Annotated in this window: 22 protein-coding genes; 13 read left to right on the top strand and 9 right to left on the bottom strand. The window is 54.9% G+C overall.

Annotation, left to right across the window (positions count from 1 at the left end; genetic code table 11):
• A partial coding sequence (locus ACDO57_RS19385; protein WP_370884456.1) for a hemagglutinin repeat-containing protein occupies positions 1-4,759 on the top strand: 4,759 nt, incomplete at its 5' end.
• A 3-nt stretch (positions 4,760-4,762) separates the two neighbouring features.
• Positions 4,763-5,218, top strand: coding sequence for a hypothetical protein (locus ACDO57_RS19380; RefSeq protein WP_370884455.1), 456 nt, complete (start codon positions 4,763-4,765; stop codon positions 5,216-5,218).
• Positions 5,219-6,090: 872 nt separating this feature from the next.
• Here ACDO57_RS19380 and ACDO57_RS19375 read toward each other — a convergent pair.
• The 5 genes from ACDO57_RS19375 to ACDO57_RS19355 all read right to left on the bottom strand — a co-directional run bounded on the left by ACDO57_RS19375 (position 6,091) and on the right by ACDO57_RS19355 (position 12,580).
• Positions 6,091-7,161, bottom strand: a complete 1,071-nt coding sequence (locus ACDO57_RS19375) for an ABC transporter ATP-binding protein (RefSeq protein WP_370884454.1) — start codon at positions 7,159-7,161, stop codon at positions 6,091-6,093.
• On the bottom strand, positions 7,154-8,923 hold the full coding sequence (locus ACDO57_RS19370) for an iron ABC transporter permease (RefSeq protein ID WP_023294491.1): 1,770 nt from the start codon (positions 8,921-8,923) through the stop codon (positions 7,154-7,156). The genes ACDO57_RS19375 and ACDO57_RS19370 overlap by 8 nt, the downstream gene beginning before the upstream one ends.
• Positions 8,924-9,003: 80 nt before the next feature.
• Positions 9,004-10,092 (bottom strand): ABC transporter substrate-binding protein, encoded by a 1,089-nt coding sequence (locus ACDO57_RS19365; protein WP_370884453.1) that lies wholly within the window; start codon positions 10,090-10,092, stop codon positions 9,004-9,006.
• 168 nt (positions 10,093-10,260) lie between these two features.
• Positions 10,261-10,956, bottom strand: coding sequence for a response regulator (locus ACDO57_RS19360; protein WP_370884452.1), 696 nt, complete (start codon positions 10,954-10,956; stop codon positions 10,261-10,263).
• Positions 10,940-12,580 (bottom strand): ATP-binding protein, encoded by a 1,641-nt coding sequence (locus ACDO57_RS19355; RefSeq protein WP_370884451.1) that lies wholly within the window; start codon positions 12,578-12,580, stop codon positions 10,940-10,942. The genes ACDO57_RS19360 and ACDO57_RS19355 overlap by 17 nt, the downstream gene beginning before the upstream one ends.
• 176 nt (positions 12,581-12,756) lie before the next feature.
• On the opposite strand from ACDO57_RS19355, the gene yjdI reads away from it, so the two are divergent.
• Both yjdI and ACDO57_RS19345 read left to right on the top strand, forming a co-directional pair.
• On the top strand, positions 12,757-12,987 hold the full coding sequence (gene yjdI / locus ACDO57_RS19350; RefSeq protein ID WP_008499689.1) for a 4Fe-4S mono-cluster protein YjdI: 231 nt from the start codon (positions 12,757-12,759) through the stop codon (positions 12,985-12,987).
• Between the two features lie 10 nt (positions 12,988-12,997).
• Positions 12,998-13,270, top strand: coding sequence for a GNAT family N-acetyltransferase (locus ACDO57_RS19345; RefSeq protein WP_032664303.1), 273 nt, complete (start codon positions 12,998-13,000; stop codon positions 13,268-13,270).
• A gap of 27 nt (positions 13,271-13,297) precedes the next feature.
• On the opposite strand, the gene ACDO57_RS19340 is transcribed toward ACDO57_RS19345, so the two are convergent.
• On the bottom strand, positions 13,298-13,909 hold the full coding sequence (locus tag ACDO57_RS19340; RefSeq protein WP_370884450.1) for a LysE family translocator: 612 nt from the start codon (positions 13,907-13,909) through the stop codon (positions 13,298-13,300).
• Between the two features lie 115 nt (positions 13,910-14,024).
• On the opposite strand from ACDO57_RS19340, the gene ACDO57_RS19335 reads away from it, so the two are divergent.
• Entirely contained in the window at positions 14,025-14,495 is a 471-nt protein-coding gene (locus tag ACDO57_RS19335) for an Lrp/AsnC family transcriptional regulator (protein WP_090418540.1), read from the top strand.
• 37 nt (positions 14,496-14,532) lie between these two features.
• On the opposite strand, the gene ACDO57_RS19330 is transcribed toward ACDO57_RS19335, so the two are convergent.
• Together ACDO57_RS19330 and ACDO57_RS19325 are read right to left on the bottom strand one after the other, a co-directional pair.
• The gene (locus ACDO57_RS19330; protein ID WP_024909319.1) at positions 14,533-15,762 is read right to left on the bottom strand and encodes an amino acid permease; all 1,230 of its coding nucleotides are present in this window, start codon (positions 15,760-15,762) and stop codon (positions 14,533-14,535) included.
• Between the two features lie 119 nt (positions 15,763-15,881).
• Positions 15,882-16,343, bottom strand: a complete 462-nt coding sequence (locus ACDO57_RS19325; protein WP_024909318.1) for a multidrug/biocide efflux PACE transporter — start codon at positions 16,341-16,343, stop codon at positions 15,882-15,884.
• Between the two features lie 105 nt (positions 16,344-16,448).
• Between ACDO57_RS19325 and ACDO57_RS19320 the strand changes: the two genes are divergently transcribed.
• The 7 genes from ACDO57_RS19320 (at position 16,449) to ACDO57_RS19290 (ending at position 24,335) form a co-directional block, all read left to right on the top strand.
• Positions 16,449-17,315, top strand: a complete 867-nt coding sequence (locus ACDO57_RS19320) for a LysR family transcriptional regulator (protein WP_370884449.1) — start codon at positions 16,449-16,451, stop codon at positions 17,313-17,315.
• Between the two features lie 93 nt (positions 17,316-17,408).
• Entirely contained in the window at positions 17,409-18,587 is a 1,179-nt protein-coding gene (locus ACDO57_RS19315) for an acetyl-CoA C-acetyltransferase (protein ID WP_370884448.1), read from the top strand.
• A 235-nt stretch (positions 18,588-18,822) separates the two neighbouring features.
• Positions 18,823-19,659 carry a 5-dehydro-4-deoxy-D-glucuronate isomerase gene (kduI, locus tag ACDO57_RS19310; RefSeq protein WP_370884447.1) on the top strand — a complete coding sequence of 279 codons (837 nt, stop codon included), beginning with the start codon at positions 18,823-18,825 and terminating at the stop codon, positions 19,657-19,659.
• A gap of 63 nt (positions 19,660-19,722) precedes the next feature.
• A complete protein-coding gene (kduD, locus tag ACDO57_RS19305) occupies positions 19,723-20,484 on the top strand; it encodes a 2-dehydro-3-deoxy-D-gluconate 5-dehydrogenase KduD (RefSeq protein WP_370884446.1) in 762 nt (253 codons plus the stop codon).
• Between the two features lie 313 nt (positions 20,485-20,797).
• Positions 20,798-22,213, top strand: coding sequence for a sugar porter family MFS transporter (locus ACDO57_RS19300; protein WP_048990714.1), 1,416 nt, complete (start codon positions 20,798-20,800; stop codon positions 22,211-22,213).
• Between the two features lie 215 nt (positions 22,214-22,428).
• On the top strand, positions 22,429-23,553 hold the full coding sequence (gene wzz(fepE) / locus ACDO57_RS19295) for an LPS O-antigen length regulator Wzz(fepE) (RefSeq protein ID WP_370884445.1): 1,125 nt from the start codon (positions 22,429-22,431) through the stop codon (positions 23,551-23,553).
• 89 nt (positions 23,554-23,642) lie between these two features.
• Entirely contained in the window at positions 23,643-24,335 is a 693-nt protein-coding gene (locus tag ACDO57_RS19290) for an aspartate/glutamate racemase (protein WP_370884460.1), read from the top strand.
• 15 nt (positions 24,336-24,350) lie between these two features.
• On the opposite strand, the gene ACDO57_RS19285 is transcribed toward ACDO57_RS19290, so the two are convergent.
• Positions 24,351-24,743 carry a helix-turn-helix domain-containing protein gene (locus ACDO57_RS19285; RefSeq protein WP_073961475.1) on the bottom strand — a complete coding sequence of 131 codons (393 nt, stop codon included), beginning with the start codon at positions 24,741-24,743 and terminating at the stop codon, positions 24,351-24,353.
• 190 nt (positions 24,744-24,933) lie between these two features.
• On the opposite strand from ACDO57_RS19285, the gene ACDO57_RS19280 reads away from it, so the two are divergent.
• Positions 24,934-25,482: a flavodoxin family protein gene (locus ACDO57_RS19280; protein ID WP_032645441.1), complete on the top strand. Its 549-nt coding sequence runs from the start codon at positions 24,934-24,936 to the stop codon at positions 25,480-25,482.
• Positions 25,483-25,493 lie beyond the last annotated feature (11 nt).

Here is a 25,493-nt window from a genome sequence, read left to right as displayed (position 1 = left end):
CGTCAACGCGAATCAGATCAACGACGCATTCAGCTCCAGCCGGGCGAAAACCAGCCGTTCGTCCGTCACGTATCAGGGCAGTAACGTCACCGCGGGCGGCAACCTGCTGGTAAATGCCGGGCACAACCTTGACGTGACCGCCAGCGACCTGAAGGCGGGCGGCAGCGCGGGGCTGAGCGCGGGCAACGATCTCAATCTGAACGCGGAGCAAACCAGCGAAAGCAGCCGTAAAGGGAAAAGCGAGTCCCACAGCACCGGGCTCGACCGCACCACGATTTCCGCAGGCGATAACCTGGTGCTGAAGGCCGGGCAGGATATCAACGCTCAGGCCGCCGCGCTGGCGGCGGAGAAAAGCGTCGGGCTGCAGGCGGGTCGCGACGTGAATCTGGCGGCGGAAGAGACCACGCAGGGCGACAGCTATAAGTCAGGCAAGAAAACCGTCATCAACGAATCGGTTCGACAGTCGGGAACCGACATCACTGCGGGTGGGACTGTGACTGTTGTTGCCGGACGGGATGTGACGGCGCAGGCAGCAGATGTTTATGCCGCAGGCGATACAGCCGTGGCCGCCGGGCGGGATATCACCCTTTCCACTGCGACGGAAAGTGACTATGCATACCGGGAGGAGAAAAAGACGTCCGGTGGGTTCCTCAGCAAGAAAACCACTCACACCATCCACGAAGAAACGCATACGCGTGAGAAAGGTACGCAGCTTTCCGGCGACAACGTTGCTCTCCGGGCTGGTAACAACCTGACGGTGCAGGGCTCATCGGTTGCCGCTGAGCGCGATGTGGCACTGAAGGCTGGAAATGATCTGACCGTGGAGGCAGCAACCAACACCGACACGTTCTACGACATGAAGAAAACGAAGAAATCTGGCGTTTTCTCCAGCGGGTCGGGATTGGGTATCACCATCGGGTCGCAGTCTTCAAAAACCACACGACAGGGGGCAAACACGACGCAGAGCGATGCCCGCAGCACGGTGGGCACTACTGGTGGTAATGTCATTATCAGCGCCGGAAATGACGTCCAGTTGAGCGCGGCAGACGTGGTTGCCGGAAGAGCGAAGGATGATTCCTCCCGTAAAACCGGCCATATCGATATCACTGGCGACAGCATCGCCATCCTTCCTGGACGGGATACGACCACTGAGTCCATGAAGCAGGAGTCCAAATCGTCTGGCGTCACCGTCAGTGTGAAAGCGCCATTTGAAGACACTGTGCGTAACGTGCGCGATATCGTTCGTGGTAAGGGCAACAGTGGCAACAGCACCGTCGATAAAGTGAAGGGGCTGGGGGCGGAAGGCGGTGCGCTCGCGCTTGACGGACCAGGGCAGATGATGGCCATTGCCGCAGGACGCACCCGGGCTTCCTCTGAGTCGCACTACGAGGGCGAGTTTAACAGCGGCAGCCATCTTGCCGCCGCAGGCAATATCCAGATGACTGCCACCGGTAAACAGGGAGGCAGCAACAGCGGCAATATCCTGATTGCCGGGAGCCAGGCTAAGGCCGGTGAAACGGTGATCCTCGATGCGAAACGCGACGTTGATATCACTACGTCCACAGACAGCGAGAAATACGGCAGCAGCACGAAAAATAGCGGCTGGAATCTTTCGAGCGCCTTGAGCGCCGGAAGTGCTGTTCGCGCCATCGCGGGTGGGGGTTCCCACGGCAATCAGCTCCTGCCGGGCGGGATGAGCAAGGCAGAGAGCAACAGTAGTGGCAACCGGACTACACAAAACGCGTCGGTCATTCAGGGCTCAGATATTTACGTTAACAGTCGTGACGGCAGCGTGAATATCAGCGGCAGCCGGATGACCGCCACGGACGATCTTCTGCTGTCAGCCACAAATGGGGATATCTCCGTTTCTGCCGGACGCGACACATCACTCAGTGAGAGCAGCGGCAGCAGCAAATTGCTGGGAACGCTGGGCGGCGATGGTTACAGCGCCACGGCAGGCTACCGTCATGAAAAAAACAGCAGTCGGGAAGATAGCAGCCTCGAAAACGGATTGCGCAGCCAGCTAAGCAGTAAAAACGGTAACCTTGTCGCGCAGGCCGGCAACGATCTCTCCCTGTCAGGTACGGATATCCGTGCCGGTAAATCGGTGTCACTCAGTGGCGAAAATGTCCTCATGGGGGTGAGCCGGGATACCCGTGACGGTGAAAACCACAGCAGCAGCGCCCAGTATGGTGTGACTGCATCTGCTGGCGGCTGGGCTGTTGAGGCTGCAAAAGCCGCTGAGACGGCTGCCCGCAGCGCAGAAAACGGCGATGACCCGAGGCTGACCGCCATCAGAACAGGTCAGTCGGCGGCAACCGCGGCGCAGGGCGCTATGTCGGACTCGTCGCTCATCAAGGCTAAAGTGTCTTTAACGGCGGGGACGTCCTCTCAGGACAGTCGTTACAACATTACGGACACGCAGGGCACCACCATTACTGCCGGTGAGAATGTCTCTGTCCATGCCGGAAATGACATTGCCGGCACGGGGGTACAGATCGCGGGTAAACACGTGGCGCTGGATGCGGGACGGGATATTCTGCTGTCTGCCTCCCAGAACACAACCCGCTCTGAGAGTAAAAACAGCGGCAGCCAGTTCAGCGTCGGTGTCGGTGTGAGCCTGATTGGTGCGCAAAACGGCATCTCGGTGGAGCTGGGAGCGTCACAGCATAAGGGTAAGGAAAACAGCCAGTCACAGCGCAATACGAACAGCGTTGTCCATGCTGATGAACAGCTTACGGTGAACAGCGGACGCGACACCATCCTGAAAGGTGCGGAGCTGGAAGGTAACCGTGTGGTGGTGAATACCGGACGCGATCTCACCATCAGCAGCGTGCAGGATACAGCCAGTTATGACAGCAAGCAGTCTTCGTCAGGCGCGTCCCTCAGTCTGTGCATACCGCCACTGTGTTATGGTGCCTCTTCCGGTAGCGTCAGTGCATCGGGTGAGAATATCACCCAGAATGGTAAGAGCGTTGCTGAACAGAGTGGGATATTCGCAGGCCAGGGCGGTTTTGCTGTCACCACCGGAAATCATACCCAGCTTGACGGCGCGGTGATTGCATCCACGGCGTCTGCAGATAAAAATAGTCTCGACACCGGTACGCTGGGTTTCAGTAATCTCCACAACGAGAGCCAGACCAGCGGCAACGGCTACACGGTGGCGCTTTCCGGCAGCGCGGGCGGCAGCGGAAACGGTGAAAACCGCAACCTGGCACCGGCCATCGGTACAGGCCAGTCAGAAGAGAGCCATACCGGGACGACCTCATCAGCGGTGAGTGGCGGTAGCATTGTCATTCGCAACCCGGCGGGACAAAAACAGGATATTGCTGACCTGAGCCGTGATACGGCTGGCGCCCACCACGGCGTGGACGTGAACGGTGATGTGCAAAAGGTCAGGGATAACCTGGCTGTTCAGAGCGAAGGCGCGGCGCTGGCCACCTCTGCGCTGGATGCTTACGGCAAGTATGCGGAGCAGAAAGCGCGGGAATCCAATGCGGCGCTGGGCGCGAAACTGGCATCTGAAGGAAAACTGCAGGGCGATACGCCGCAGGAGCAGGAAGCGTTCCTGAAGACGCAGCCCGGATATCAGAATACCGAGTACGGTCCGGGGAGTGCCTTCTGGACTAAGGGCAGTGCCGCGGCGGGATTACTGGCAGGTGCGCTTGGCGGTAACCTGAAGGCAGGCGCGGCAGCAGGGGCGGCCCCTCTGCTGGCGACCCTGGTCAAGGAGCAGAAAGACCCGACAGCCCGTGCCGCGCTGCACGGTATTGTGGCGGCGGCGCTGACGCAGCTGAGTGGCGGGAGCAGTGCGGATGGCCTGAAGGCCGGAGCTATAGGGGCCATTACGGCCTCGGCGATGACCGACCATCTGGTCAGCGCGCTGTATGGAGATAAAAAATCCAGTGACCTGACGGCAGAGGAGAAACGGCTGGTCAGTAGCCTCGTGAGTATCGCGGGTGGTCTGGCGGGCGCTGCGGTGACGGATGGCAGCGTCTCCATGGCGGCGACGGCGTTGGAAACGGCGAAGGTGGAGGTTGAGAATAACTCGCTGGGTGTCGTTATACAGGGCGGTAAACTGGCTGCACAGGGATGTCTGAAAATTTCTGCTTGCCGTGATCGCCTGGTTGCCAGTGGTCTGGGTGCTTTACTGGGCATTGGTGCATCCACATCAGCAATGGATACATTGTCACAAGATGAGCAGTTGCATCTGATCTATGTGGCCTCGCTCAATGATCCTTCCCAGCTCAGTCAGTTAAATGATGCTCAGAAAGCGGCCTATGAGTCCCTGACAGGTAAGACGATCACCAGTACTGGTGGTACGCAGGTCATCAACCCGGGACCATCAAACACTGGTGGAGACCAGACTGTAACTGGAAATGTGCCTTCAAATACAGGGAATAATCAGTCCTCGGGTCAGGGGGCAACCAATACAGGTAACAATGATGGAAATCCGGATACTGGCGGCAATACTACGGTTACACCGATTCCAGAAGGGCCGAATAAGGATGATTTAGCTTATCTGGCCCTTAAGGGTAAAGAGGCTGAAGAAGCAGCTAAAAAATTAGGATTCGATACCAGAATCCCACCACAGAAAGCACCATTTAATTCTCATGGGCAGCCAGTTTATTCTGATGGTAAAAAATACATTACTCCCGATATTGATAGTCATAATGTTACAAATGGTTGGAAAATGTTTGATCGTAAAGGCAACAGAATTGGAACTTATGACAGTAACTTGAACAGGATTAAGGACTAACATATGTTTGGCATTTTCCCTGAGGATAAACCAGTGAATAATGAAGGTGAATGTTTCTTGCCATCATCGGTAATTATTGGTGATTTTTCAGAGGTAATAAGTATTCCACTATCTTACTGGAATATAGATAATTACAAAGTTAGCTGGCTAAACTCTCTTAAAGAGGGATTGATAAATAAAAAGCATGCTGCTTTGGTTGTTTCAATGTATGAGCCTGATAATGCGAACTTTATATTTACTTGGGTTTTATATTTCTCGGGTAATGATGTTTTTGTTCAAAATAAAATTTTATTTTTGGATGAGTGTCCGGGATTCAATCCTGAAATGATAAATAAATTTACTGATTCGCGCAAAACACATAATGAAGATGGAGTTAAAATTTCAGAGTGGAACACTGATTTAGATAGCGTTATTAATTTTTATAAAACTCTAAAAAAATGGCATGAATCAAATCGTTGATACATGAATTTGAGGTATAGCGATATTATTCGATAATATATGAATTTATTCTGGCAGAATATTAAATGATATCAGTAGGTTACACCGTGTTATGTTCGTTGGGAGCTCTTCTGCGTACTATTTATATGATAAATGCGTGGCAGACCTGAGCGTCACTGAGCGGCGGTAGCGTCTGTGGCTCAAAAATGCTTAACAGCGAAAAAGGCTTGGGCATAAAATACAATAGGGTCAATAAGCCACTAAAAGAAAAGGGATAAGACATTATCAGAGCAATGAGCGTCGGATCGAGTTGTTGTGGAGAATAACTCTCTGAGTGATGGGTTCGATTTGCCAAAAGGGATGATGTATAACTGCTAGTTGGTACAGTCCTATGCACAGTATGCAGAGGACAGCAATCTTTCGCCGGAGCAGGTTTAGTCTGGATTACAGGATATTGTGTGCGGTGATTTACCGGAGAGCGAAAACATTATAAAAGCGATCTGGGAAAACAGTCCGGGAACAGATAGTTTATTAATAAACTCAGAGTCAGTGAAGGTATGGAAGTTGTTTACGAGTATATTGAAAACCATTATCCTGATTTTGGCCCAATCGCCTATGAAGATCTTGTTGGACTGACGGAGCATGTTCAATTAGTTTTCAAAAATGCTGGATATGACGCATAAATTTTCTTTATATGCTCTGTAATAACATTTTGATATGGAGTCTTAACCCGTTATACGTACGGACGGTAAGAAGTGTCAGTTGGCTATTTTAGTCAGAATGCCTTAACAATAATGGCTAGCGCCATCTAACCTGGCATCTGCGCATTTCTTTATTTTGTAGACCCGGTAAGCGAATCGCTACCGGGCCATGGCAGATTAGTTATTGACTCATCACCCTTTCGGGAACACCCACACATGCTTCTCAGGCAGCGAAAGATGGCAGTGCTGCGGATCCCGAACCTCATGCCCATACGCGCGAATGACAAAATCATCCCCCACCGTGCGGAACAGGTACTCCCAGCGGTCGCCGAGGTACATGCTGGTGAGCAGCGGTAGCTCAAGCTGATTTTCCCCTGGCCCCTCGACCACCGCCACGCGCTCGACGCGGATCACCGCCGTGGCGTCATTACCGCTCTGTACCCCTTCACCGGCCTGGCCCCACAGCACCCAGCCTTTGCCTTCGATACGCGCTCTGCCGTCGCGCACTTCGGTGACCTTGCCGTGCAGGCGGTTGTTGCTGCCCATAAACTCGGCGGTAAACAGCGTTTTTGGCGAGCCGTACATCTCCTGCGGCGTACCCTGTTGCTCAATTTTGCCGTTGTTCAGCAGCAGGATACGGTCGGAAATGGACATCGCTTCGTTCTGGTCGTGGGTCACCATCAGCGCCGATAGCCCGAGCTTGATAATCAGCTCGCGCAGGAACACGCGGGCCTCTTCGCGCAGCTTGGCGTCGAGGTTGGAAAGCGGCTCGTCCAGCAAAATCACCGGCGGGTTGTAGACCAGCGCGCGGCCAATCGCCACGCGCTGCTGCTGCCCACCGGAGAGCTGATGCGGGTGACGTTTGCCAAGATGGCCCAGACCAAGCTGGTCCAGCACGTCCTGCACGCGCTGCTGGATCTCTTTGGCCGGAACTTTGCGCAGCTTGAGCGGATAGGCCACGTTCTCAAACACGGTTTTGTGTGGCCACAGGGCATAGGACTGGAATACCAGCCCCAGGTTACGCTCTTCCGCCGGGACCTCACTGCGCGGCGTGCCGTCGTAAACTTTATTATTGCCAATGATAATCGACCCCTGGGTCGGTTTTTCCAGACCCGCGACGGCGCGGAGCAGGGTGGTTTTGCCGCTGCCGGAGGGGCCTAACAGGGAGACCACTTCGCCGCGCTTCAGGTTCATGGAGACACCTTTTAAAACAGGATTGTCGCCGTAGGTTAAGTGCAGATCGTCAACCGCTAATTCAATCATGTATTTTCACTCCGAAACGAAGGGCAATGCCCAGACCTACCACGACAAGCAGGATGTTAATGAAAGAGAGCGCCGCCACGATATCGATGGCACCCGCGGCCCAGAGGGAAACCAGCATCGAGCCGATGGTCTCCGTGCCGGGTGAAAGCAGGTACACACCCGTTGAGTATTCGCGCTCAAAGATCAGGAACATCAGCAGCCACGAACCGATAAGACCGTAGCGGGAGAGCGGGATGGTGACGTGGCGGGTGATCTGCCCGCGCGTCGCCCCGGTGCTGCGCGCCGCTTCTTCAAGCTCAGGCCCCACCTGCAGCAGCGTGGAAGAGATAAGCCTCAGCCCGTAAGCCATCCACACCACGGTATAGGCCAGCCAGACGCTGAAAATAGTGCTTCGCAGCGAACGCAGCCAGACGATGACGTTTTCACGCATCCAGTCGGTCCAGGCGAATCCGGAAAGCCAGCCGGATTTCAGCGAGTTATCCAGCCACATCGGCAGGAACAGGAACACCCACAGGAAGGCCAGACCCGCCAGCAGGCCAGGCACGGCGCGCGGCACCAGCACGCTATAGTCCAGGAAACGCGTGGTGTTATCCGGCTTACGGTGCATGGCGATCCCGACAAACAGGTAGCACACCACGGCCAGCGCGCCGCCAATCACACCAATCGCCATGGAGTTGACGATGGCGCGCAGCAGGTTGGGCTGCGCCCAGATGGTGCGGAAGGTGTTCAGAGAAAGCTCGTCCCACAGCGAAACGCCCACGCCCCAGTTGGAGATAAACGCGCGCAGCACCACTCCGAGCAGCGGAACGCCAATGGTGACGGTGAGCCAGAAGGCAATCACCGCGCCAGCTACCCAGCGCCATTTACCCAGCGGTAGCGCGCGGGCCTGCGAGGCCTTGCCCTTCATGGTAACGAAGCGGTTGGCGGTGCGCATCAGGCGACGCTGGAGCATCACCAGCGGGATGGTGATGCAGATCAGCACCACGGCAACCGCCGCCATCAGGTTATAGGATGGGGTGCCCATCTTGTTCGTCAGCTTATAGAGATAGGTCGCCAGCACCATGTTGCCTTCCGGGTCGCCGAGGACCAGCATCAGGCCGAACACCTCCAGCCCCAGGAAGAACAGCAGCACGGTGGCGTACAGAATAGACGGGCGCACCATCGGCAGGCTGACGGAGGTCATCACCTGCCAGGGCGAGGCGCCCGCGGTGCGCGCGGCTTCTTCCACATCGGACCCCACGCTGCGCAGCGCTGACGAGATATACAGATAGGCGTGCGGGACGTGCGTCAGTCCAGCGATGACCACAATGCTCGACATGTCGTAGATGTTCCACGGCACAAAGCCAATCAGCGCCTCTGCCCACTGGGAGAGAAAGCCCACCGGACCGGCGGCCACAACGTAGCCGAAGCCCAGCACCATCGGTGAAACGAAAATCGGGACCAGGATCAGCGGCTCAATCAACCGGCGGCCGGGCAGGTCGGTACGCACCATCAGAAACGCCAGTACGCCGCCCAGCGGGATAGAAATAAAGACCAGCCCGAAAGCCAGAATAAAGCCGCTTTTCAGGGCCTTATAAAAATCAGGGTCGGTGAAAATAAAATCAAATGATTCAAAGCTCCACTCTTTTGACGGCGAAAAGAACGGCGCGGACAGGAAGCTCTGTATCACAATAAACGACAGCGGCGTGTAGATAACCAGGGCGGTTATCAGCACGACGATGCCTCGCGGCAGGCTTTGCCACTTTCTGCGTAATGTATTCATGGGGTATCCCTGGTATTGCAGCCCAGAAAAACGAACTCAGTCGATAAGGAAGCGCGGCGACCAGCGCCGCGCTCAGATGCTTATTTACCGGCGGCGGTACGCCACTCTTTGATGTACTCGAGGCGTTTTTTCGGCTGCAGGTATTCCAGCAGGGTTTCATCAACCGGGATCGGCTTCAGCGCGTTGCCGAGGATTTTGGTCAGGCCGTCGATATCGTTCTTGCCTTCGATATCGTTACGAATGGAGGGGATGTCCGCCTGATTGGCCAGAATGTTTTGCCCTTGTTCAGACAGCACGTAGTCCAGCCACAGTTTTGCGGCATTGCCGTTTTGCGCCTGCTGGCTGATGAACGACACGCGCGACAGCACCAGGGTGTAATCCTTCGGATAGGAGATGCCGAGCGACGGATCGTTCTTCGCACGCGCTTCCGCATAAGAACCGAGGATGTTGAAGCCGATCAGGTTTTCACCGGAGGAGACGCGCTCCATCATGGTGCCGGTAGACGACTGCACCGACAGGCCACCTTTGGCGACGTCGGCCAGGGTCTTAAAGTAGTTCGGATCGGCGTTGTGATCCTGCACCGAGAGCATAAAGCCCAGACCCGATTTTTCGATATCGTAGGTGGTGACTTTGTTCTTGAATTTGTCCGTCTGGCTGGCAATCAGCTTCGCCAGCGCGGCGTGAGAATCCGGCACGTCACCGGCCGGGATCAGACGCTTGTTGTAGATAAAGACCACCGGCTCATAGGTGGTGCCGTAGGCCTTATCTTTCCAGACCGCCCATTTCGGCAGCTGGCTTTGCTCCGGAGATTTGTACTCCATGGCGTAGTCGGTGGCGAGCTTCAGGCCGGTGTCCATCGAGGAGCTCCAGACCACGTCACCGCTCACGCCGCCGGAAGCCTGTTCGCTGATGAAACGGTTGTACAGCTCGGTGCTGTTCATGTCGTTGTATTCGACTTTAATGCCCGGGTAGGTTTTTTCGAAGCCCTGGATCAGCGGTCCGGCGGCTTTGATGTCGGTGGTGGAATAGATGACAACCTTGCCTTCTTTCGTGGCGGCATCAACAACTTTTTGATACTCAGCAGGATACCCCTGCGGCAGGGTAGAGAGTGCAGAAGCAGAGAACAGTACAGTAGCGGTAAGCAGAGAAATTCGGAACGTGTTCGACATTATAGTTAACCTTTTAGTTACATTTGAGGAACTAATTGTCAACATAGCGTATCGGGCTCCACCCACAATAGGGGGGAGCGGGGAATGATTCCGAAGTGTGATTGTCGCCGTCGTTTCAGCAATTAACACCATAAAATCCGCGAACGTTAGCTTACGAACGGTTCTGGATTACGGTTTATCAGGGGCTTTGCGGTATAACCGGCGTGGATGACCAATATTGCCATACAGCATTTCGACGCTGATAAACCCGCTCTCCACGCAGTATTCAAGATAGCGGCGCCCCGTGGTTTTGCTGATCCCCACGTTTTCCACCACCTCCTCAACCGACATCGCATTGTCGGGATGTTCGGCGAACAGGCGTTTAATGCGTTCCAGCGTCTGGGGCTCAATACCCTTCGTGGACGGCGTAGCTGAGGACTCCGCGGCAGGCAGATTAAACAGGCGATCCAGCGCATGCTGGTCGACCACCTTCACCTGCTGCACGGTGTGGATGAAGCGCATAAACCGCTCCAGCGAGGCGTGCAGGCGCTGGAAAAAGACGGGCTTGATGAGGTAGTCAAACGCGCCGCTGCGCATGGCGTGGCTGCAGGTTTGCATATCGCTGGCGGCGGTGATGAAGATCACCGAGCATTCGTAGCTTTTCAGCAGCGGGTTATCGATGAGCTCCACGCCTTTACCGTCCGGAAGATAGTTGTCCAGCAGGATAAGCCGCGGCTGATGCTGACGAATCAGGCGGCATGCCTGCTCAATCGACGCGGCGATGCCCACCACGCGCAAATGAAAATTCTGCTCGATATACTCGCGATGTAGCTCCGCCAGGTGCGGCTCATCTTCAACGATCACAACATCAAGTGCTCGGGTCATGCTTTTGCCCATTCGGAATAAACACAGAAAAAATAGTCCCTTGTGGCGTGTTGTCGGCAATCTCAATACTGCCGCCGGCCTTGTCGATATATCCTGCCACCAGAAACAGGCCAATACCGTGCTCGGTACCCACAATGTCGTTTTCGCTGTCCGGTTTGCTGCTGAATCCCTGGCGGAATATATGCGGCTTCATCGCATCCTCCACCCCGCAGCCCCGGTCAGCCACCTCGATCAGCAGCTCCTGGTTACGGTCAGAAATGTAGAGCTCCACCGGCGCGGGTACCGGTGCCTTAAGGGTCGCGTCCACCGCGTTATCCAGCAGATTACCAATAACCGACATCAGCTCCGTTTCGTTGAGCGTGGCAGGCATGCGGGTGAGCTGGCAGGCGGGGTCAAACAACAGCTCGATCCCTTTCTCGCGCGCGCTGACGTATTTTCCTAACAGCAGACCACACAGCGCGGGAGAGGAAAAGCGGGCGGAGACAAAATCCAGCACGCGCTGCGCGCCTTCGGACTGTACCTGGATGTAACGGATCGCCTCGTCATAGTGTTTCATCTGCAGTAATCCCACCAGTGTGGCGGTCCAGTTCAGCTGCTCGTGGCGCATAATGCGCAGGTTATCCGCATAGCGCTTGATCTGACTGAGCTGGCTGCTGAGCGTGTTAATGTCATTTTTGTCGCGAAAGCTGTACACCCAGCCGCTTTCAACGCCCGGTTCGACCTCAATCGCGACGCGGTTGACGATCACCTCCCGCTGGTTCAGCACGGCAATCTGGTCGTGGCTACCACTGCTCACCGAGGCGTAGCGCTGGGATAAAAAGCCCGGCGACGTCTGCAGAACGTCTTCCAGCGGTTTGCCGATAAGTTCTTTCTCACTTTGCCGAATATCCAGCATTTCTCGTGCGGCGCGGTTAATTAAAATCAGCTGCTTCTCTTCATTGACGGCAAATACCCCCTCATACATGGCTTCTAATAGCGCGCGCTGCTGCAAAACCAGCTGAGCGATATCTTTCGGCTCCAGTCGGAACATCTGTTTTTTGAGATTGCGAGTAAACAGCCAGGAGAACATAAACAGCAGCAGAAGAAGACCCGCGCCGTACAGCCCGGACTGCCAGAGAATGCGGGCATTAATATTGGCTATATAGGAGGTCAGATAGCCGACCGAGACAATACCGATCACCTGGTGCTGCGCGTTGAAGATGGGGGCTTTGCTGCGTAGCGACACGCCAATCCCACCCTGACGCACGGAAATAATGGTTTTACCCTTTAACACCTCCGCATTGTCCCCGCCGATCATCGGTAAATTAATACGCTCCGGGGATTCCGAATGATAGAGGTGCTGTTCCTCGGTATCGCCAATCACAATGTAGCTGGCATCGCTTTCGGCGCGCAGCGGCTGAATTAACCGGGCGATACCGGGGATATCTCTGGCCGCAACCATTGCCGCCAGACCCGGCATCAGCGCGATCTGGCTGGCCTGAACCCGGGCACGCTGACCGAGATCGTGATGGAGCTGCCGGTCAATAAAATGAAACAGGATCGTTCCCAGCAGAACTAACAGCAGGCAAGAGAAGCACACCAGCGCTAAAAACAGCTTTACCTGAAAAGAGAGTCTGCGTTTCATTCAACCTGCGGATGTTATGTAAAAGTGACATTTGCCGAGCCTGACATGGGCAAATAGCGGACGCAATCTGGCAAGAAAAGAGTTGTGACCTGGCTTTTCGTTTTCGGCGTTATAGCCATCAGGATCCCGTCAGGCTATTCTTCATTCAGCACGATAATAATTACAGAGGCAATGTCATGGATAAAGAGCTACTGGATGCGGGTTACCGGGCCTATACCGGCGAGAAAATTGACGTTTACTTCAACACCGGGATCTGCAAACACTCCGGTAACTGCGTGCGTGGCAGCGCAAAGCTGTTTAATCTGAAACGTAAGCCGTGGATTATTCCCGATGAAGTGGACGTTGAAACGGTTGTCCGCGTGATTGATACCTGCCCGAGCGGTGCGCTGAAGTATCGCCAAAAATAAGCGAGGAACCATGGAAATTCTGGAAGGCCATAACAAGTTTTACGTGAATGATGCGAACGGTAACCAGGTCGCGGAGATTGTCTTCGTGCCGACCGGCGAGCACCTGAGCATCATTGAGCATACCGATGTGGATGAGAGCCTGAAAGGGCAGGGGGTCGGTAAACAGCTGGTGGCGAAAGTGGTGGAGAAGATGCGCGGTGAGAACCGCAAAATTATTCCGCTGTGCCCGTTCGCGAAACATGAGTTTGATAAAACGCGGGAATATGACGATATTCGGGCGTAAATAACACCGGCGATGGCCGGTGTTTTTTTATCTCACCTGCTCAAAAAGCAATACCATCGCGATCAGCACCATGATCCCTCCTGATGCCATGCTTACCAGACGCGCCGCCTGTGGTCGGGTCGCCAGTACCGCTTTCGAACCATACCCCACCAGCAGATAGACCAGCGTACAGGTGATAAGGTGCATCATCCCAAGCGCGGACATCTGCATCGCTATCGACCAGCTTCCGGTCGGGTCCGTAAACTGAGGAAGCAGCGCCAGGAACAGTAAAAACACTTTTGGGTTTAGGCCGCTAATGCAGAGTCCTTTCACCGCCCACTGTTTCCAGCTTCCCGCGTGGTGGGTGGCCTTTTCCGGTGCGGCAGGGTGACGCAGCAACATTATGCCAAGCCACATGAGATACAGAGCGCCAGCCACGGTCAGCCCGGTCAACGCCAGCGGATGTTGAGCAATCACGACCCCCACGCCAGCCACCACAATCAGCGTGGCTAACAGATGCCCGGACATCAGCCCCATCACCGCCGGTACCACGCGTCGCCCGTTAATCCCGGCGCTAATGGCGTAGGCCCAGTCGGCGCCTGGCGTCATGATGAGCAGAAACGAAACCACCCAAAAGCCGGCCACAATACTCATTTCCATCGTTCTGAAAACTCCCGCAGTGCGTTAAACGTTGCGAAAAAGAATATCGTTAACCCTGCGAAATAGGCTTTCAATGTTATGCTGATAACACGGTGAAATTGAGAAAATCTTCCAAATGGACAGCATCGATCGAAAAATTCTTGCGGCGCTCCAGTCTGATGGACGCCTGTCGCTTACCGAGCTGGCTGAGCGGGTTAATCTGAGCCTCTCACCCTGCCATCGTCGCGTGCGGGCGCTGGAGCAAAGCGGGGCCATAACGGGATATCGTGCCAGCCTGGATCCGGCTAAAATGGGGTTTAACTTCCTGGCGATCGTCTTTGCGACGCTGAAAGAGGGGGACCGAAAGGCGGTTAGCGCGTTTGAAGCGGCGGTGGAGGAAATTCCGCAGATCGTGCTGGCGCAGCGTCTGTTTGGCGATCCCGATTATCTGATGCACGTCGTGACCCGCGACCTCTCCGCTTTCCAGAAGCTCTATGACGAGAAGCTTTCCGCCATGCCTGGCGTGCAGCATCTTCGCTCTACGCTGGTGATGAAAACGGTGGTGCAGGACAGACCTTTTCCGCTGGACGTCACGGGACGAGACTGAATGACATGCCCGGCAGAGCGCCGGGCATCAAAGGAGATTAGCCGACAAACATCACCGACACGCACAGCACCCCGACGATCAGCGTCAGCAGGTTGCCAATGGAACGGTACTGTTTCAGGGAGGGGATCAGATACGTCGACAGCGTCGGCATGATAAACAGGATCATGGCGATAAGCGGGCCGCTGATGGCGTAAATCATCGAAATGGCGTTCGGGTTAATGCAGCAGACGGCAAAGGTGATTAACGACACCCCCATAATGGATATCGCGCGGTTAAAGGCGCGGCTCTTTTTCACGCCCACCTGATTGAGCGACGACTTCACGATTTCCGTTGCCCCTTCAATCACCCCAAAATAGGTGCCGAGGAACGATTTCGACATCGCAATAATCGCCACGATAATCCCGGAAATCCCCAACCACGCCGGTGAAGAAGGCATCATCGACAGCGCGGACAGGATCGTCACCCCTTGCTCTTTGGCGGTCACAATGTACGACGGTGGAATAGAGAGCAGGCAGCTGAAGACAAAGAACAGCACGCTCAGGCAGATAATCAGGTACGCCACCTTCATGATTTTCTTGCATTTATCCATTGCGCCGTCGGCAAATTTCTCGCGACGATCAACGGCAAATGTGGAGATAATCGGGGTATGGCTGAACGCAAACACCATCACCGGAATCGAAATCCAGACCTGGTGCAGCGTATGGCGATCGACGGCCATCTGGCTGGTCAGCAGCGAAGGTTGCCAGCTGCCGATCAGATAGAGCGAGACAAAAAGGAAGTAGGCAATCAGCGGAAACACCAGGAAGCCCATCACTTTTATCGTGATATGCCGTCCCATCAGGAAGATCAGATTCAGGACCAGCACCACCCCCAGGCTGACCAGCACGCGAACGGCGGTATCCACCGTCAGGTGTTTCGCCAGCTGTTCCGTGAGTGAGTTGGTGATGGCCACCGCATAAATCTGCACCACCACAAAGAAGGCGATGAAATAGAGCGTGGTGATCAGATTGCCAATCTTCCTGCCGTAGTAGTGCGACACGGCGCCGGTGATCCCTTCGTTGCCTTTTGTTTTGGACGACAGGATAAATTGCGCCAGCGCCCGGTGCGGCCAGTAGGTTAAGGGGTAGGCCACGAGGGCAGTAATAAACAGGACGATAGCGCCTGCTGAGCCCAGTTGAATGGGCAAAAACAGCGTTCCTGCGCCCACGGCCGTGCCGTAGAGAGCGAAACTCCAGAGAGTCTCATCTTTTGACCAAATTTTCGACATTAGAGCAACGTATCAACTATCAAACCATCGGAATGGAGTGCAATTTACCATAGTTATGCACGGAGAGCGCAGTTGCTTCGAAGGAGTTTGGCCGGAACGGGCGTCCGGCCAGAGGTGGTTTAGCCTGCCAGGGCGCGCCGTTGCTGGCGACGCTTAAGAAATTTATCGCGAAGGCAATCGTATGCCCAGTTGTAGAACATGGTGTACGGCAGGAAGAACAGGAAGAAACCTATTTCCAGCGTGAATGCCTGAAGCAGGGTGACGCCCAGCACGGCGGCGACAATCGACACGCCAATCACAATAAACCCGCATTCAAACCCCAGCGCATGCAGCGCACGCACTTTTGCCGTACGTTTGACGCGCTGAACCGGCCAGAAACGGTCGAAGCCGAAGTTATAAATAATGTTCCACAGCATGGCGGTGGTGGCCAGAATAATGGTCAACCCACCCATCTCCACCACGGAACGCTGCATGAGCCACGCCGCCGTAGGGGCGAGGATCGCCGTCGCAATCCCTTCAAAACAGACAGCATGAAAGATCCGCTCCGGCAGTTTACGTTGGAGTGCATCCTGATGTTGCATAATCACAGACCTCATTAATTCGCCGGTATAGGCGTTGATGTGGCCTATTTTCATCGCAAAAGCTGATATATTAAAGATAGTATCCATCGTTAAAGTAGATAGGTTATGCGCTATTCACCCGAAGCCCTTAACGCATTTGTCGAGACCGTTGCGGAGGGCTCTTTTTCTGCGGCCGCCCGCCGGCTGCGTAAAAGCCAGTCGACGATCAGCACGTCCATTGCCAATCTTGAAGCCGATCTCGGTTTCGAGCTGTTTGACCGCTCGGCGCGCCAGCCGGTGTTAACGGCCCAGGGGGAACAGGTGCTGGGCTACGTGCAGGCCATCCTGGCCGCCAGCACGCGGCTGGACGAGCTGGCGGTGTCGTTAACGGCGCAAACGGAGGCGCGTCTGACGTTTGTCCTTTCCGATACCCTTAACCCGGACGTGCTGGAAGAGATGATGAAACAGTTTGACGCGCGCTTTCCCCATACGGAATTCGAATGTCTGATTGGCGAGGAGGAGGACGTGATCGATCTGCTGCAAAAGGAGCGCGCGCAGGTTGGCCTCACCGAAGCGCGAGACGGTTATCCTACGGATATCGGCGCTATACGGCTGCCGATGCAGACCCGCATGGCGATCTATGTCGCAACCACGCATCCGCTGGCCGGACAACATGACGTTCAGCGTGACGAGCTCCACGGCTGGCGAGAGCTGCGGCTGAGCACCTATCTGGAGCGCGAGGCTGAGATCGCGCGCGGGCCCGTCTGGTCAGCCCCGAATTACCTGTTACTCTTGAGTATGGCGGTTCAGGGATTTGGCTGGTGCGTCTTGCCGTGCGCGCTGGTAGATGAGTTTGCCGCCGCGAAATCCCTGGTACAGCTCAATGTTCCCGGCTGGCCGCGGGCGATCGGCATCGATCTGCTGTGGAATAAGCGATCCCCTCCCGGCGTTGCCGGAAGCTGGCTGCGGCAGTATCTGCAGGATGCACGCTGATCCTTGTGATTAAACTCACTATTTTTAAACAATTAAGATAATTGCCAGTAACAATCCTCTACTATCGTCATGTCATTTAACACAGAGGTCGTGATGAAAGATGTCGTAATAGTGGGTGCGTTGCGTACAGCTATCGGCTGTTTTCAGGGAGCGCTTGCGCGTCACTCGGCGGTTGACCTGGGGAGCGTGGTGGTGAAAGCGCTGGTGGAACGTAGCGGGATCGCAGCACATGAAGTTGATGAGGTGATCCTGGGACAGGTCCTCACGGCCGGTGCCGGGCAAAACCCTGCGCGTCAGGCGGCGCTGAAGGGCGGGCTGCCCAATACCGTCTCCGCCATCACCATTAACGACGTCTGTGGCTCAGGATTAAAAGCGCTGCATCTCGCGACGCAGGCCATTCAGTGTGGTGAAGCGGACGTGATCATTGCGGGCGGGCAGGAGAATATGAGCCGCGCGCCGCACGTGTTGACCGACAGCCGTACCGGCGCACAGCTGGGCAACAGTCAGCTGCTCGACAGCCTGGTGCATGACGGGCTGTGGGATGCGTTCAATGACTATCATATGGGCGTGACGGCGGAAAACCTGGCGCGCGAGTACGGCATCAGCCGTGAAGTGCAGGATGCCTACGCGCTGAGCTCGCAGCAAAAAGCGCGTGCGGCGATTGATTCCGGTCGTTTTCGCGACGAAATTGTCCCTGTCAGCACGCAGCGTCAGAGCGGTGAGTTTATTGTCGTGGATACCGATGAACAGCCGCGCACCGACGCCAGTGCTGAAGGGCTGGCGAGGCTGAATCCTGCGTTTGAAATGCAGGGCTCGGTGACGGCGGGAAATGCCTCTTCCATTAACGACGGCGCTGCCGCCGTGATGATGATGAGCGAAAGCAAAGCCCTTAAACTCGATCTCCCCGTGCTGGCCCGGATTAAGGCGTTCGCCAGCGTGGGGGTTGATCCTGCGTTAATGGGGATCGCACCGGTCTACGCGACCCGCCGCTGTCTGGAGCGTGCCGGGTGGCAGCTTTCGGATGTGGATCTGATCGAAGTGAACGAAGCCTACGCCGCGCAGGCGATCTCCGTCGGAAAAATGCTGGAGTGGGATCCGCTGCGGGTTAACGTGAACGGTGGGGCGATCGCGCTGGGGCACCCGATTGGGGCGTCAGGCTGCCGGATCCTGGTTTCGCTGGTCCACGAAATGAAAAAGCGCAATGCCCGCAAAGGGATTGCCACGCTCTGTATCGGCGGCGGGCAAGGGGTGGCGTTGGCCATCGAACGCTAACCTTTCCTCATTGAAAAGACCTCCTCCGGGAGGTTTTTTTGTGCCCTTTTTCTCCCGTCGGTTTAATTGTGATCCGAACATCATTTCCGTTATAAACAAAAATAAAAAATGAAACGTTGTTTTAAATGTAATTGAAAAGCTCACTTTATGCCGATAGTATGTGCTTATTATGAAAAACGGAACGCTGTTTCGTTTTACTTCCCGCCTTCGGGCATGACCACATCTGGAGGTTACCGTGGACGTCAGAGAAAGCATCCACAGCGCGCACGCCAAAACGCTGGATACTCAGGGGCTGCGCAAGGCATTTTTAGTCGAGCAGATATTCGAGGCCGACAGGTACACCATGGTTTACAGCCATATCGACCGCATTATTGTGGGCGGCATTATGCCCGTCACGAAAACCGTCTACGTGGGCGGCGAGGTCGGTAAACAGCTGGGCGTGAATTATTTCCTCGAGCGTCGCGAGCTGGGGGTGATTAACATTGGCGGACCGGGCACCATCACCGTAGACGGACAGTGCTATGAGATTGGCCATCGCGAGGCACTGTACGTAGGTAAAGGGGCGAAAGACGTGGTCTTTGCCAGCATCGACGCCAGCAAGCCTGCGAAGTTTTACTACAACTGCGCGCCGGCTCACACCACCTGTCCAACCAAAAAAGTGACCACGGCAGACGTCGCGCCCGTGACGCTGGGCGACAACCTCACCAGCAACCGCCGCACCATCAATAAATACTTCGTGCCGGACGTGCTGGAGACCTGTCAGCTCAGCATGGGGTTGACCGAGCTTGCGCCAGGGAATCTGTGGAACACCATGCCGTGCCATACCCACGAGCGCCGCATGGAAGTCTACTTCTACTTCAACATGGATGAGGACGCCTGTGTGTTCCACATGATGGGACAGCCGCAGGAAACGCGCCATATCGTGATGCACAACGAGCAGGCGGTGATTTCGCCGAGCTGGTCTATTCACTCCGGCGTTGGGACAAAAGCCTACACCTTTATCTGGGGAATGGTGGGCGAAAACCAGGTCTTTGATGATATGGACCATGTTGCGGTCAGCGATCTGCGCTAGTCGCGGGCAGTGAAGCATAAACCTGCCTGTGAGTGACAGGCTCTGAAAGAGTAAGGAATAAACATGATTCTGGATGCATTCTCTCTGCAGGGGAAAGTGGCGGTGGTTTCCGGATGTGATACCGGGCTGGGTCAGGGGATGGCGTTAGGCCTGGCGGAAGCGGGCTGCGATATCGTCGGGATTAATATCGTTGAACCGACGGAAACCATCGAACGCGTGACGGCGCTGGGTCGCCGTTTCCTGAGCCTGACCGCCGACCTGCGTAAAATCGATGCCATTCCTGAACTGCTGGATCGCGCGGTGGCGGAATTCGGTCATATCGACATTCTGGTCAACAATGCCGGGCTGATTCGCCGCGAAGATGCGATCAGCTTCAGCGAGCGCGACTGGGACGACGTGATGGATTTGAACATCAAGAGCGTATTTTTTATGTCCCAGGCGGCGGCAAAGCACTTTATCGCGCAGGGGAACGGCGGCAAGATCGTGAATATTGCCTCCATGCTCTCGTTCCAGGGCGGTATCCGCGTGCCGTCTTACACCGCGTCCAAAAGCGCCGTGATGGGCGTGACCCGCCTTCTGGCAAACGAGTGGGCGAAGCACAACATCAATGTGAATGCCATTGCGCCGGGCTACATGGCGACCAACAACACCCAGCAGCTGCGTGCAGACGAGCAGCGTAGCGCGGAAATTCTCGACCGCATTCCGGCGGGGCGCTGGGGGCTTCCGCGCGATCTGATGGGGCCGGTGGTCTTTCTGGCCTCGTCGGCATCGGATTACATCAACGGTTACACCGTGGCGGTCGATGGCGGCTGGCTGGCGCGTTAATTCCACCTGCATGACGAACCTCTGCCCTCGGGTGGAGGTTTTTTTTGGCTAAAAATTACCATTATCCATATGACATAAGATGAAAAATCCATACTGAGAATTCACGAATGACGCGTATCACATTTTTATTGCTTAAATATTAGGTAATTAATAAAAAACGTGGCTATTTCAGTATTAGTTGAAATTGTAATGTCCATCACAGATCGCGATGCCATAGCGAAATAATCCATATCTTCACGAATTCCCGCCTGACACTTTTCCTCGCTTTCTCGTAATTTCAGTTAACGAATTTTGCTGTTGAGGCAGGAAAAATATGACATCTATCAATGACTCTACCCTAATGCCCGCTGGGCTGCGTGATACCCGGCGCATGAACCAGTTTGTCTCCATTGCCGCCGCCGTGGCAGGCCTGTTATTTGGACTGGATATCGGCGTCATTGCCGGAGCGCTGCCGTTTATTACCGATCACTTTACCCTCAGTAACCGTCTGCAGGAGTGGGTGGTGAGCAGCATGATGCTCGGCGCAGCCATCGGGGCGCTGTTTAACGGCTGGCTATCGTTCCGCCTGGGGCGCAAATACAGCCTGATGGTCGGGGCGATTCTGTTCGTCGCGGGGTCGATCGGCTCCGCGTTTGCGACAAACGTAGAAGTGCTGCTGCTTTCCCGCGTGCTGCTGGGCGTGGCGGTGGGGATTGCCTCCTACACAGCGCCGCTTTATCTCTCCGAAATGGCGAGTGAAAACGTGCGCGGCAAGATGATCAGCATGTATCAACTGATGGTCACGCTGGGTATTGTGCTGGCGTTCCTGTCTGACACGTACTTCAGCTACAGCGGCAACTGGCGCGCAATGCTCGGCGTGCTGGCGCTGCCAGCGGTGGTGCTGATTGTCTTAGTGATTTTCCTGCCGAACAGTCCGCGCTGGCTGGCGCAAAAAGGGCGCCACGTGGAGGCAGAAGAGGTCCTGCGCATGCTGCGCGATACCTCGGAGAAAGCGCGCGAAGAGCTGAACGAGATCCGCGAAAGCCTGAAGCTGAAGCAGGGTGGCTGGGCGCTATTTAAGATCAACCGCAACGTGCGCCGGGCGGTCTTTCTCGGCATGTTGCTGCAGGCGATGCAGCAGTTCACCGGCATGAACATCATCATGTACTACGCGCCGCGCATTTTCAAAATGGCCGGGTTCACCACCACGGAACAGCAGATGATCGCCACCCTGGTGGTCGGGCTGACCTTCATGTTCGCCACCTTTATTGCCGTATTCACCGTGGACAAAGCCGGCCGTAAACCTGCGCTGAAGATTGGCTTTAGCGTGATGGCGCTCGGCACGCTGATCCTCGGTTACTGCCTGATGCAATTTGATAACGGCACGGCGTCAAGCGGACTTTCCTGGCTTTCTGTCGGGATGACCATGATGTGCATCGCAGGCTACGCGATGAGCGCCGCGCCCGTGGTGTGGATCCTGTGCTCCGAAATTCAGCCGCTCAAATGCCGTGACTTTGGCATCACCTGTTCCACGACAACCAACTGGGTATCTAACATGATCATCGGTGCGACGTTCCTGACGCTGCTGGACGCGATTGGCGCAGCGGGAACGTTCTGGCTCTATACGGTACTGAATGTGGCATTTATTGGCGTCACGTTCTGGCTGATCCCGGAAACCAAAGGCGTGACGCTGGAACACATCGAGCGCAAGCTGATGGCTGGAGAGAAACTGCGGAACATCGGCGGGTGATTTTTTGCCCGTCAGAAGGTTTTAATACGTGTCGTAACTGGAAAGGGAAAGGTGGCTTAATCACAATAAAAATGTGACTAAGATCACCACTAACTCTGGTAGGGAGTAGACACAGAGAGGGAACAGGCATTAGGATTTTTCTTATGTTGATGTATTATCGGACCACCGCCATCAATGTTAAGAGATGCGTTGCATCCGGAAAAAGAAGAATCACTATGTCAGAAATGGATTTCAAAAAAAGCACGGACCTCGACTTTCCCCGTTATGCCGGCCCGGCTGTAAGCGCAAAAGAGATCGATCTTCTGGGACTTTTTGAGGTCCTTCTGGCGGCGAAAAAACGTATCGTCGCCATCGTCTTTGCTTTCGCGCTGGTGGGGCTGGTCGTTTCATTTTTACTGCCGCAGAAATGGACCAGTAAAGCGGTGATCACCCCGGCAGAACAGTCGCAGTGGAATCCGCTGCGCCAGATGCTGGTTGCGCTGCAGGTGCTTGACGTGGACGTGAAAATTACCCGTCCAGAAATTTTTGATCTCTTTATTAAAAAGTTTCAGTCGCAGTCATTGCTCGAAGAGTACATGAAATCCTCTCCTTATGTGATATCGCAGCTTAAAGGTGTTGAGGTGGATCCGCTCGATCTGCATCGCGCGATAGTCAACATCTCAGACAGAATGAAAGCGGTGAATGACGATCAGGGAAAAGGCGCGGATAAAGTGCCTTTTGTCTCCTGGACATTGAGCTTCACTGCGCCAACAGCAGGCGATGCGCAAACCGTTTTGGAAGGGTATATCAATTATATCGTGGCTATCGTCGAAAAAGAGACGGTGCAGAATATCCGCAACCAGATCGCCCTGAAAACGAACGTTGTTGAGCAGCAGCTGGAACTGGATCGTGTTCGTCTGACCAATGTTCACAATACCAACCTGCAGCGACTGAATTATTCCCTGGAAGTGGCGAATGCCGCCGGTATCAAGAAGCCGGTCTACAGCAACGGGCAGGCCGTAAAGGATGACCCGGATTATTCCGTTGCGCTCGGTGCTGACGGTATCGCGCAAAAACTGAAGATTGAAAAAAATCTGAAGGACGTGACTGAACTGAATGCGGACTTTCAGAACCGGGAATACTACCTGGCACAGCTGAAAAATCTCTCCTTTGCCGATGTTAAACTTGAGCCATTCAGGTACCAGCTTTCACCCTCCATGCCGGTGAAAAAGGATGGCCCGGGCAAGGCTCTGATTGTCGTTCTGGCGGCGCTTCTTGGGGGCCTGTTTGCCTGCGGTAGCGTGTTACTGCGCGAGGCGATGCACACCCGTACTTCGCCGCCAGAGCCGGTGGCGAAATAAAATCTGCAGTTTAAAAAGGCGCTCAATAGAGCGCCTTTTTTTATGTGCATCGATTGTGTTAAAAAAGAGACCAAAGATAAGGAGGGATGATGAAAACGATCGGCCTGTTAGGTGGTATGAGCTGGGAATCGACAATCCCTTATTACCGCCTGATTAATGAAGGGGTAAAGCAGCGTCTGGGTGGTCTGCATTCCGCAAGTCTGCTGCTGCACAGCGTTGATTTCCATGAAATCGAAGCCTGCCAGTCGAGCGGTGAGTGGGATAAAGCCGGAGAGATCCTGGCTCAGGCGGCGCTGGGACTGGAGCGTGCCGGTGCCAGGGGGATAGTGCTGTGTACCAATACCATGCACAAAGTGGCATCGCATATTGAGGACCGCTGCTCGCTGCCGTTTCTGCATATCGCGGACGCGACCGGGCGTGCGATTGCGGCATCCAGAATGCGCCGCGTAGCGCTTTTGGGTACACGCTACACCATGGAGCAGGATTTTTATCGTGGACGTTTGCACAGTGAATTTGGGATAGAAAGCCTGATCCCGGATGAAGAAGATCGGGCGCGCATCAATCAGATTATCTTTGACGAGCTCTGCCTCGGTACCTTCAGCGAAGCTTCCCGCGCGTATTACGTCAGCGTTATCGATAAACTTAGGCAGCAGGGGGCCGAAGGGGTGATCTTCGGCTGCACTGAGATTGGTTTGCTGGTACCCGTCGAGCGAAGCCCTCTCCCGGTATTTGATACCACTGCAATTCATGCCGCCGATGCCGTGGCGTTTATGTTGTCCTGAGCACCCGGTTTAGGTTTACGTGTTGGCGGCGTCATAAGCGGATTGCGCCGCCACAATGGCATCAATATTATTTTCCACCCAGTGCGCAAGTACAGTCACCGTTTCGGTTAACGTCTGGCCAAGCGGCGTCAGGCTGTACTCGACGGTTACAGGTACCGTGGCGAATATCTTTCGCGACACCAGCCCATCACGTTCCAGTTTGCGTAAAGACTGGGTCAGCACCTTTTTGGTGATTCGCTGAATATCACGTTGAAGATGACTAAAGCGCATCGGCCCATTCTCAAGGCGCGCAAGAATTAACAGTGCCCACTTATCGGCGATACGCGCCAGCACGCCGCGGGTCGGGCAGCGTTCATCGAACACGTTGTAAGGAGGCATCTCCTTTTTCAGAACTGCTGTTTGGGTCATGGTGGTTCCCTCGAGGTAACCAGGTGAGATAAAGGTGCCTTCTTACGCCCGTGAATGTTTGCGTGTATAAAACGACGTAAGGTTTCTATTTGATACCAGGGAACCGAAAATGGCAACGGGCTCGCAGAGCAATTTTAAAGTCGTCTTAATCGTTTGACTCACAAGGCAATATTGCATCAGGAGATCTATCATGAGCGTTGTAGTTATCTATTATTCTGGCTACGGCCACACCAAACGCGTTGCTGAAACAGTCGCCGAGGGCGCGCAGGCTGAGCTGATCGCCATTGACAGCAATGGCGATATTCAGGAAAGCGACTGGCAAAAACTTAACGATGCCAGAGCGATTATTTTTGGCGCGCCAACCTACATGGGAAGCGTACCGTGGCAGTTTAAGAAATTCGCTGATGCGACCTCAAAAGCCTGGTTCGTGCGTAGCTGGCAGGACAAAGTTTTCGCGGGCTTCAGCAACAGCGCCAGCCTGAACGGTGATAAGCAGGTGTCGTTGCAATACCTGCAAACGCTGGCCTCTCAGCACGGTGGGATATGGGTGAGCCTGGGGCTGCCGCCGTCAAATACTCTCGCGGCAACCCGTCAGGACATTAATAATCTGGGCGGTTCAGTCGGTTTGCTGGTGCAGTCTCCATCAGATGCTGATGCTGGCGCCATTGCCAGTGGCGATCTGCAAACCGCTGTGAAATTCGGCGAGCGTGTTGCGGCCATCGCGAAACGTTTTAACTGAGTTTTCAGACG

The sequence above is a fragment of the Enterobacter cloacae complex sp. 2015409 genome (assembly GCF_041365315.1).
Classification (GTDB): Bacteria; Pseudomonadota; Gammaproteobacteria; order Enterobacterales; family Enterobacteriaceae; genus Enterobacter; species Enterobacter pseudoroggenkampii.
Note: the sequence above shows the minus strand (reverse complement) of the source record. Positions and strands in the feature narration are given on the sequence as shown.

What these genes read in the sequence shown, in the direction of transcription:
- ACDO57_RS19380 (WP_370884455.1), top strand. Translation starts at nt 4,763, where the DNA reads ATGTTTGGCATTTTCCCTGAGGATAAACCAGTGAATAATGAAGGTGAA.
- ACDO57_RS19375 (WP_370884454.1), bottom strand. Translation starts at nt 7,161, where the DNA reads ATGATTGAATTAGCGGTTGACGATCTGCACTTAACCTACGGCGACAAT.
- ACDO57_RS19370 (WP_023294491.1), bottom strand. Translation starts at nt 8,923, where the DNA reads ATGAATACATTACGCAGAAAGTGGCAAAGCCTGCCGCGAGGCATCGTC.
- ACDO57_RS19365 (WP_370884453.1), bottom strand. Translation starts at nt 10,092, where the DNA reads ATGTCGAACACGTTCCGAATTTCTCTGCTTACCGCTACTGTACTGTTC.
- ACDO57_RS19360 (WP_370884452.1), bottom strand. Translation starts at nt 10,956, where the DNA reads ATGACCCGAGCACTTGATGTTGTGATCGTTGAAGATGAGCCGCACCTG.
- ACDO57_RS19355 (WP_370884451.1), bottom strand. Translation starts at nt 12,580, where the DNA reads ATGAAACGCAGACTCTCTTTTCAGGTAAAGCTGTTTTTAGCGCTGGTG.
- yjdI (WP_008499689.1), top strand. Translation starts at nt 12,757, where the DNA reads ATGGATAAAGAGCTACTGGATGCGGGTTACCGGGCCTATACCGGCGAG.
- ACDO57_RS19345 (WP_032664303.1), top strand. Translation starts at nt 12,998, where the DNA reads ATGGAAATTCTGGAAGGCCATAACAAGTTTTACGTGAATGATGCGAAC.
- ACDO57_RS19340 (WP_370884450.1), bottom strand. Translation starts at nt 13,909, where the DNA reads ATGGAAATGAGTATTGTGGCCGGCTTTTGGGTGGTTTCGTTTCTGCTC.
- ACDO57_RS19335 (WP_090418540.1), top strand. Translation starts at nt 14,025, where the DNA reads ATGGACAGCATCGATCGAAAAATTCTTGCGGCGCTCCAGTCTGATGGA.
- ACDO57_RS19330 (WP_024909319.1), bottom strand. Translation starts at nt 15,762, where the DNA reads ATGTCGAAAATTTGGTCAAAAGATGAGACTCTCTGGAGTTTCGCTCTC.
- ACDO57_RS19325 (WP_024909318.1), bottom strand. Translation starts at nt 16,343, where the DNA reads ATGCAACATCAGGATGCACTCCAACGTAAACTGCCGGAGCGGATCTTT.
- ACDO57_RS19320 (WP_370884449.1), top strand. Translation starts at nt 16,449, where the DNA reads ATGCGCTATTCACCCGAAGCCCTTAACGCATTTGTCGAGACCGTTGCG.
- ACDO57_RS19315 (WP_370884448.1), top strand. Translation starts at nt 17,409, where the DNA reads ATGAAAGATGTCGTAATAGTGGGTGCGTTGCGTACAGCTATCGGCTGT.
- kduD (WP_370884446.1), top strand. Translation starts at nt 19,723, where the DNA reads ATGATTCTGGATGCATTCTCTCTGCAGGGGAAAGTGGCGGTGGTTTCC.
- ACDO57_RS19300 (WP_048990714.1), top strand. Translation starts at nt 20,798, where the DNA reads ATGACATCTATCAATGACTCTACCCTAATGCCCGCTGGGCTGCGTGAT.
- ACDO57_RS19290 (WP_370884460.1), top strand. Translation starts at nt 23,643, where the DNA reads ATGAAAACGATCGGCCTGTTAGGTGGTATGAGCTGGGAATCGACAATC.
- ACDO57_RS19285 (WP_073961475.1), bottom strand. Translation starts at nt 24,743, where the DNA reads ATGACCCAAACAGCAGTTCTGAAAAAGGAGATGCCTCCTTACAACGTG.
- ACDO57_RS19280 (WP_032645441.1), top strand. Translation starts at nt 24,934, where the DNA reads ATGAGCGTTGTAGTTATCTATTATTCTGGCTACGGCCACACCAAACGC.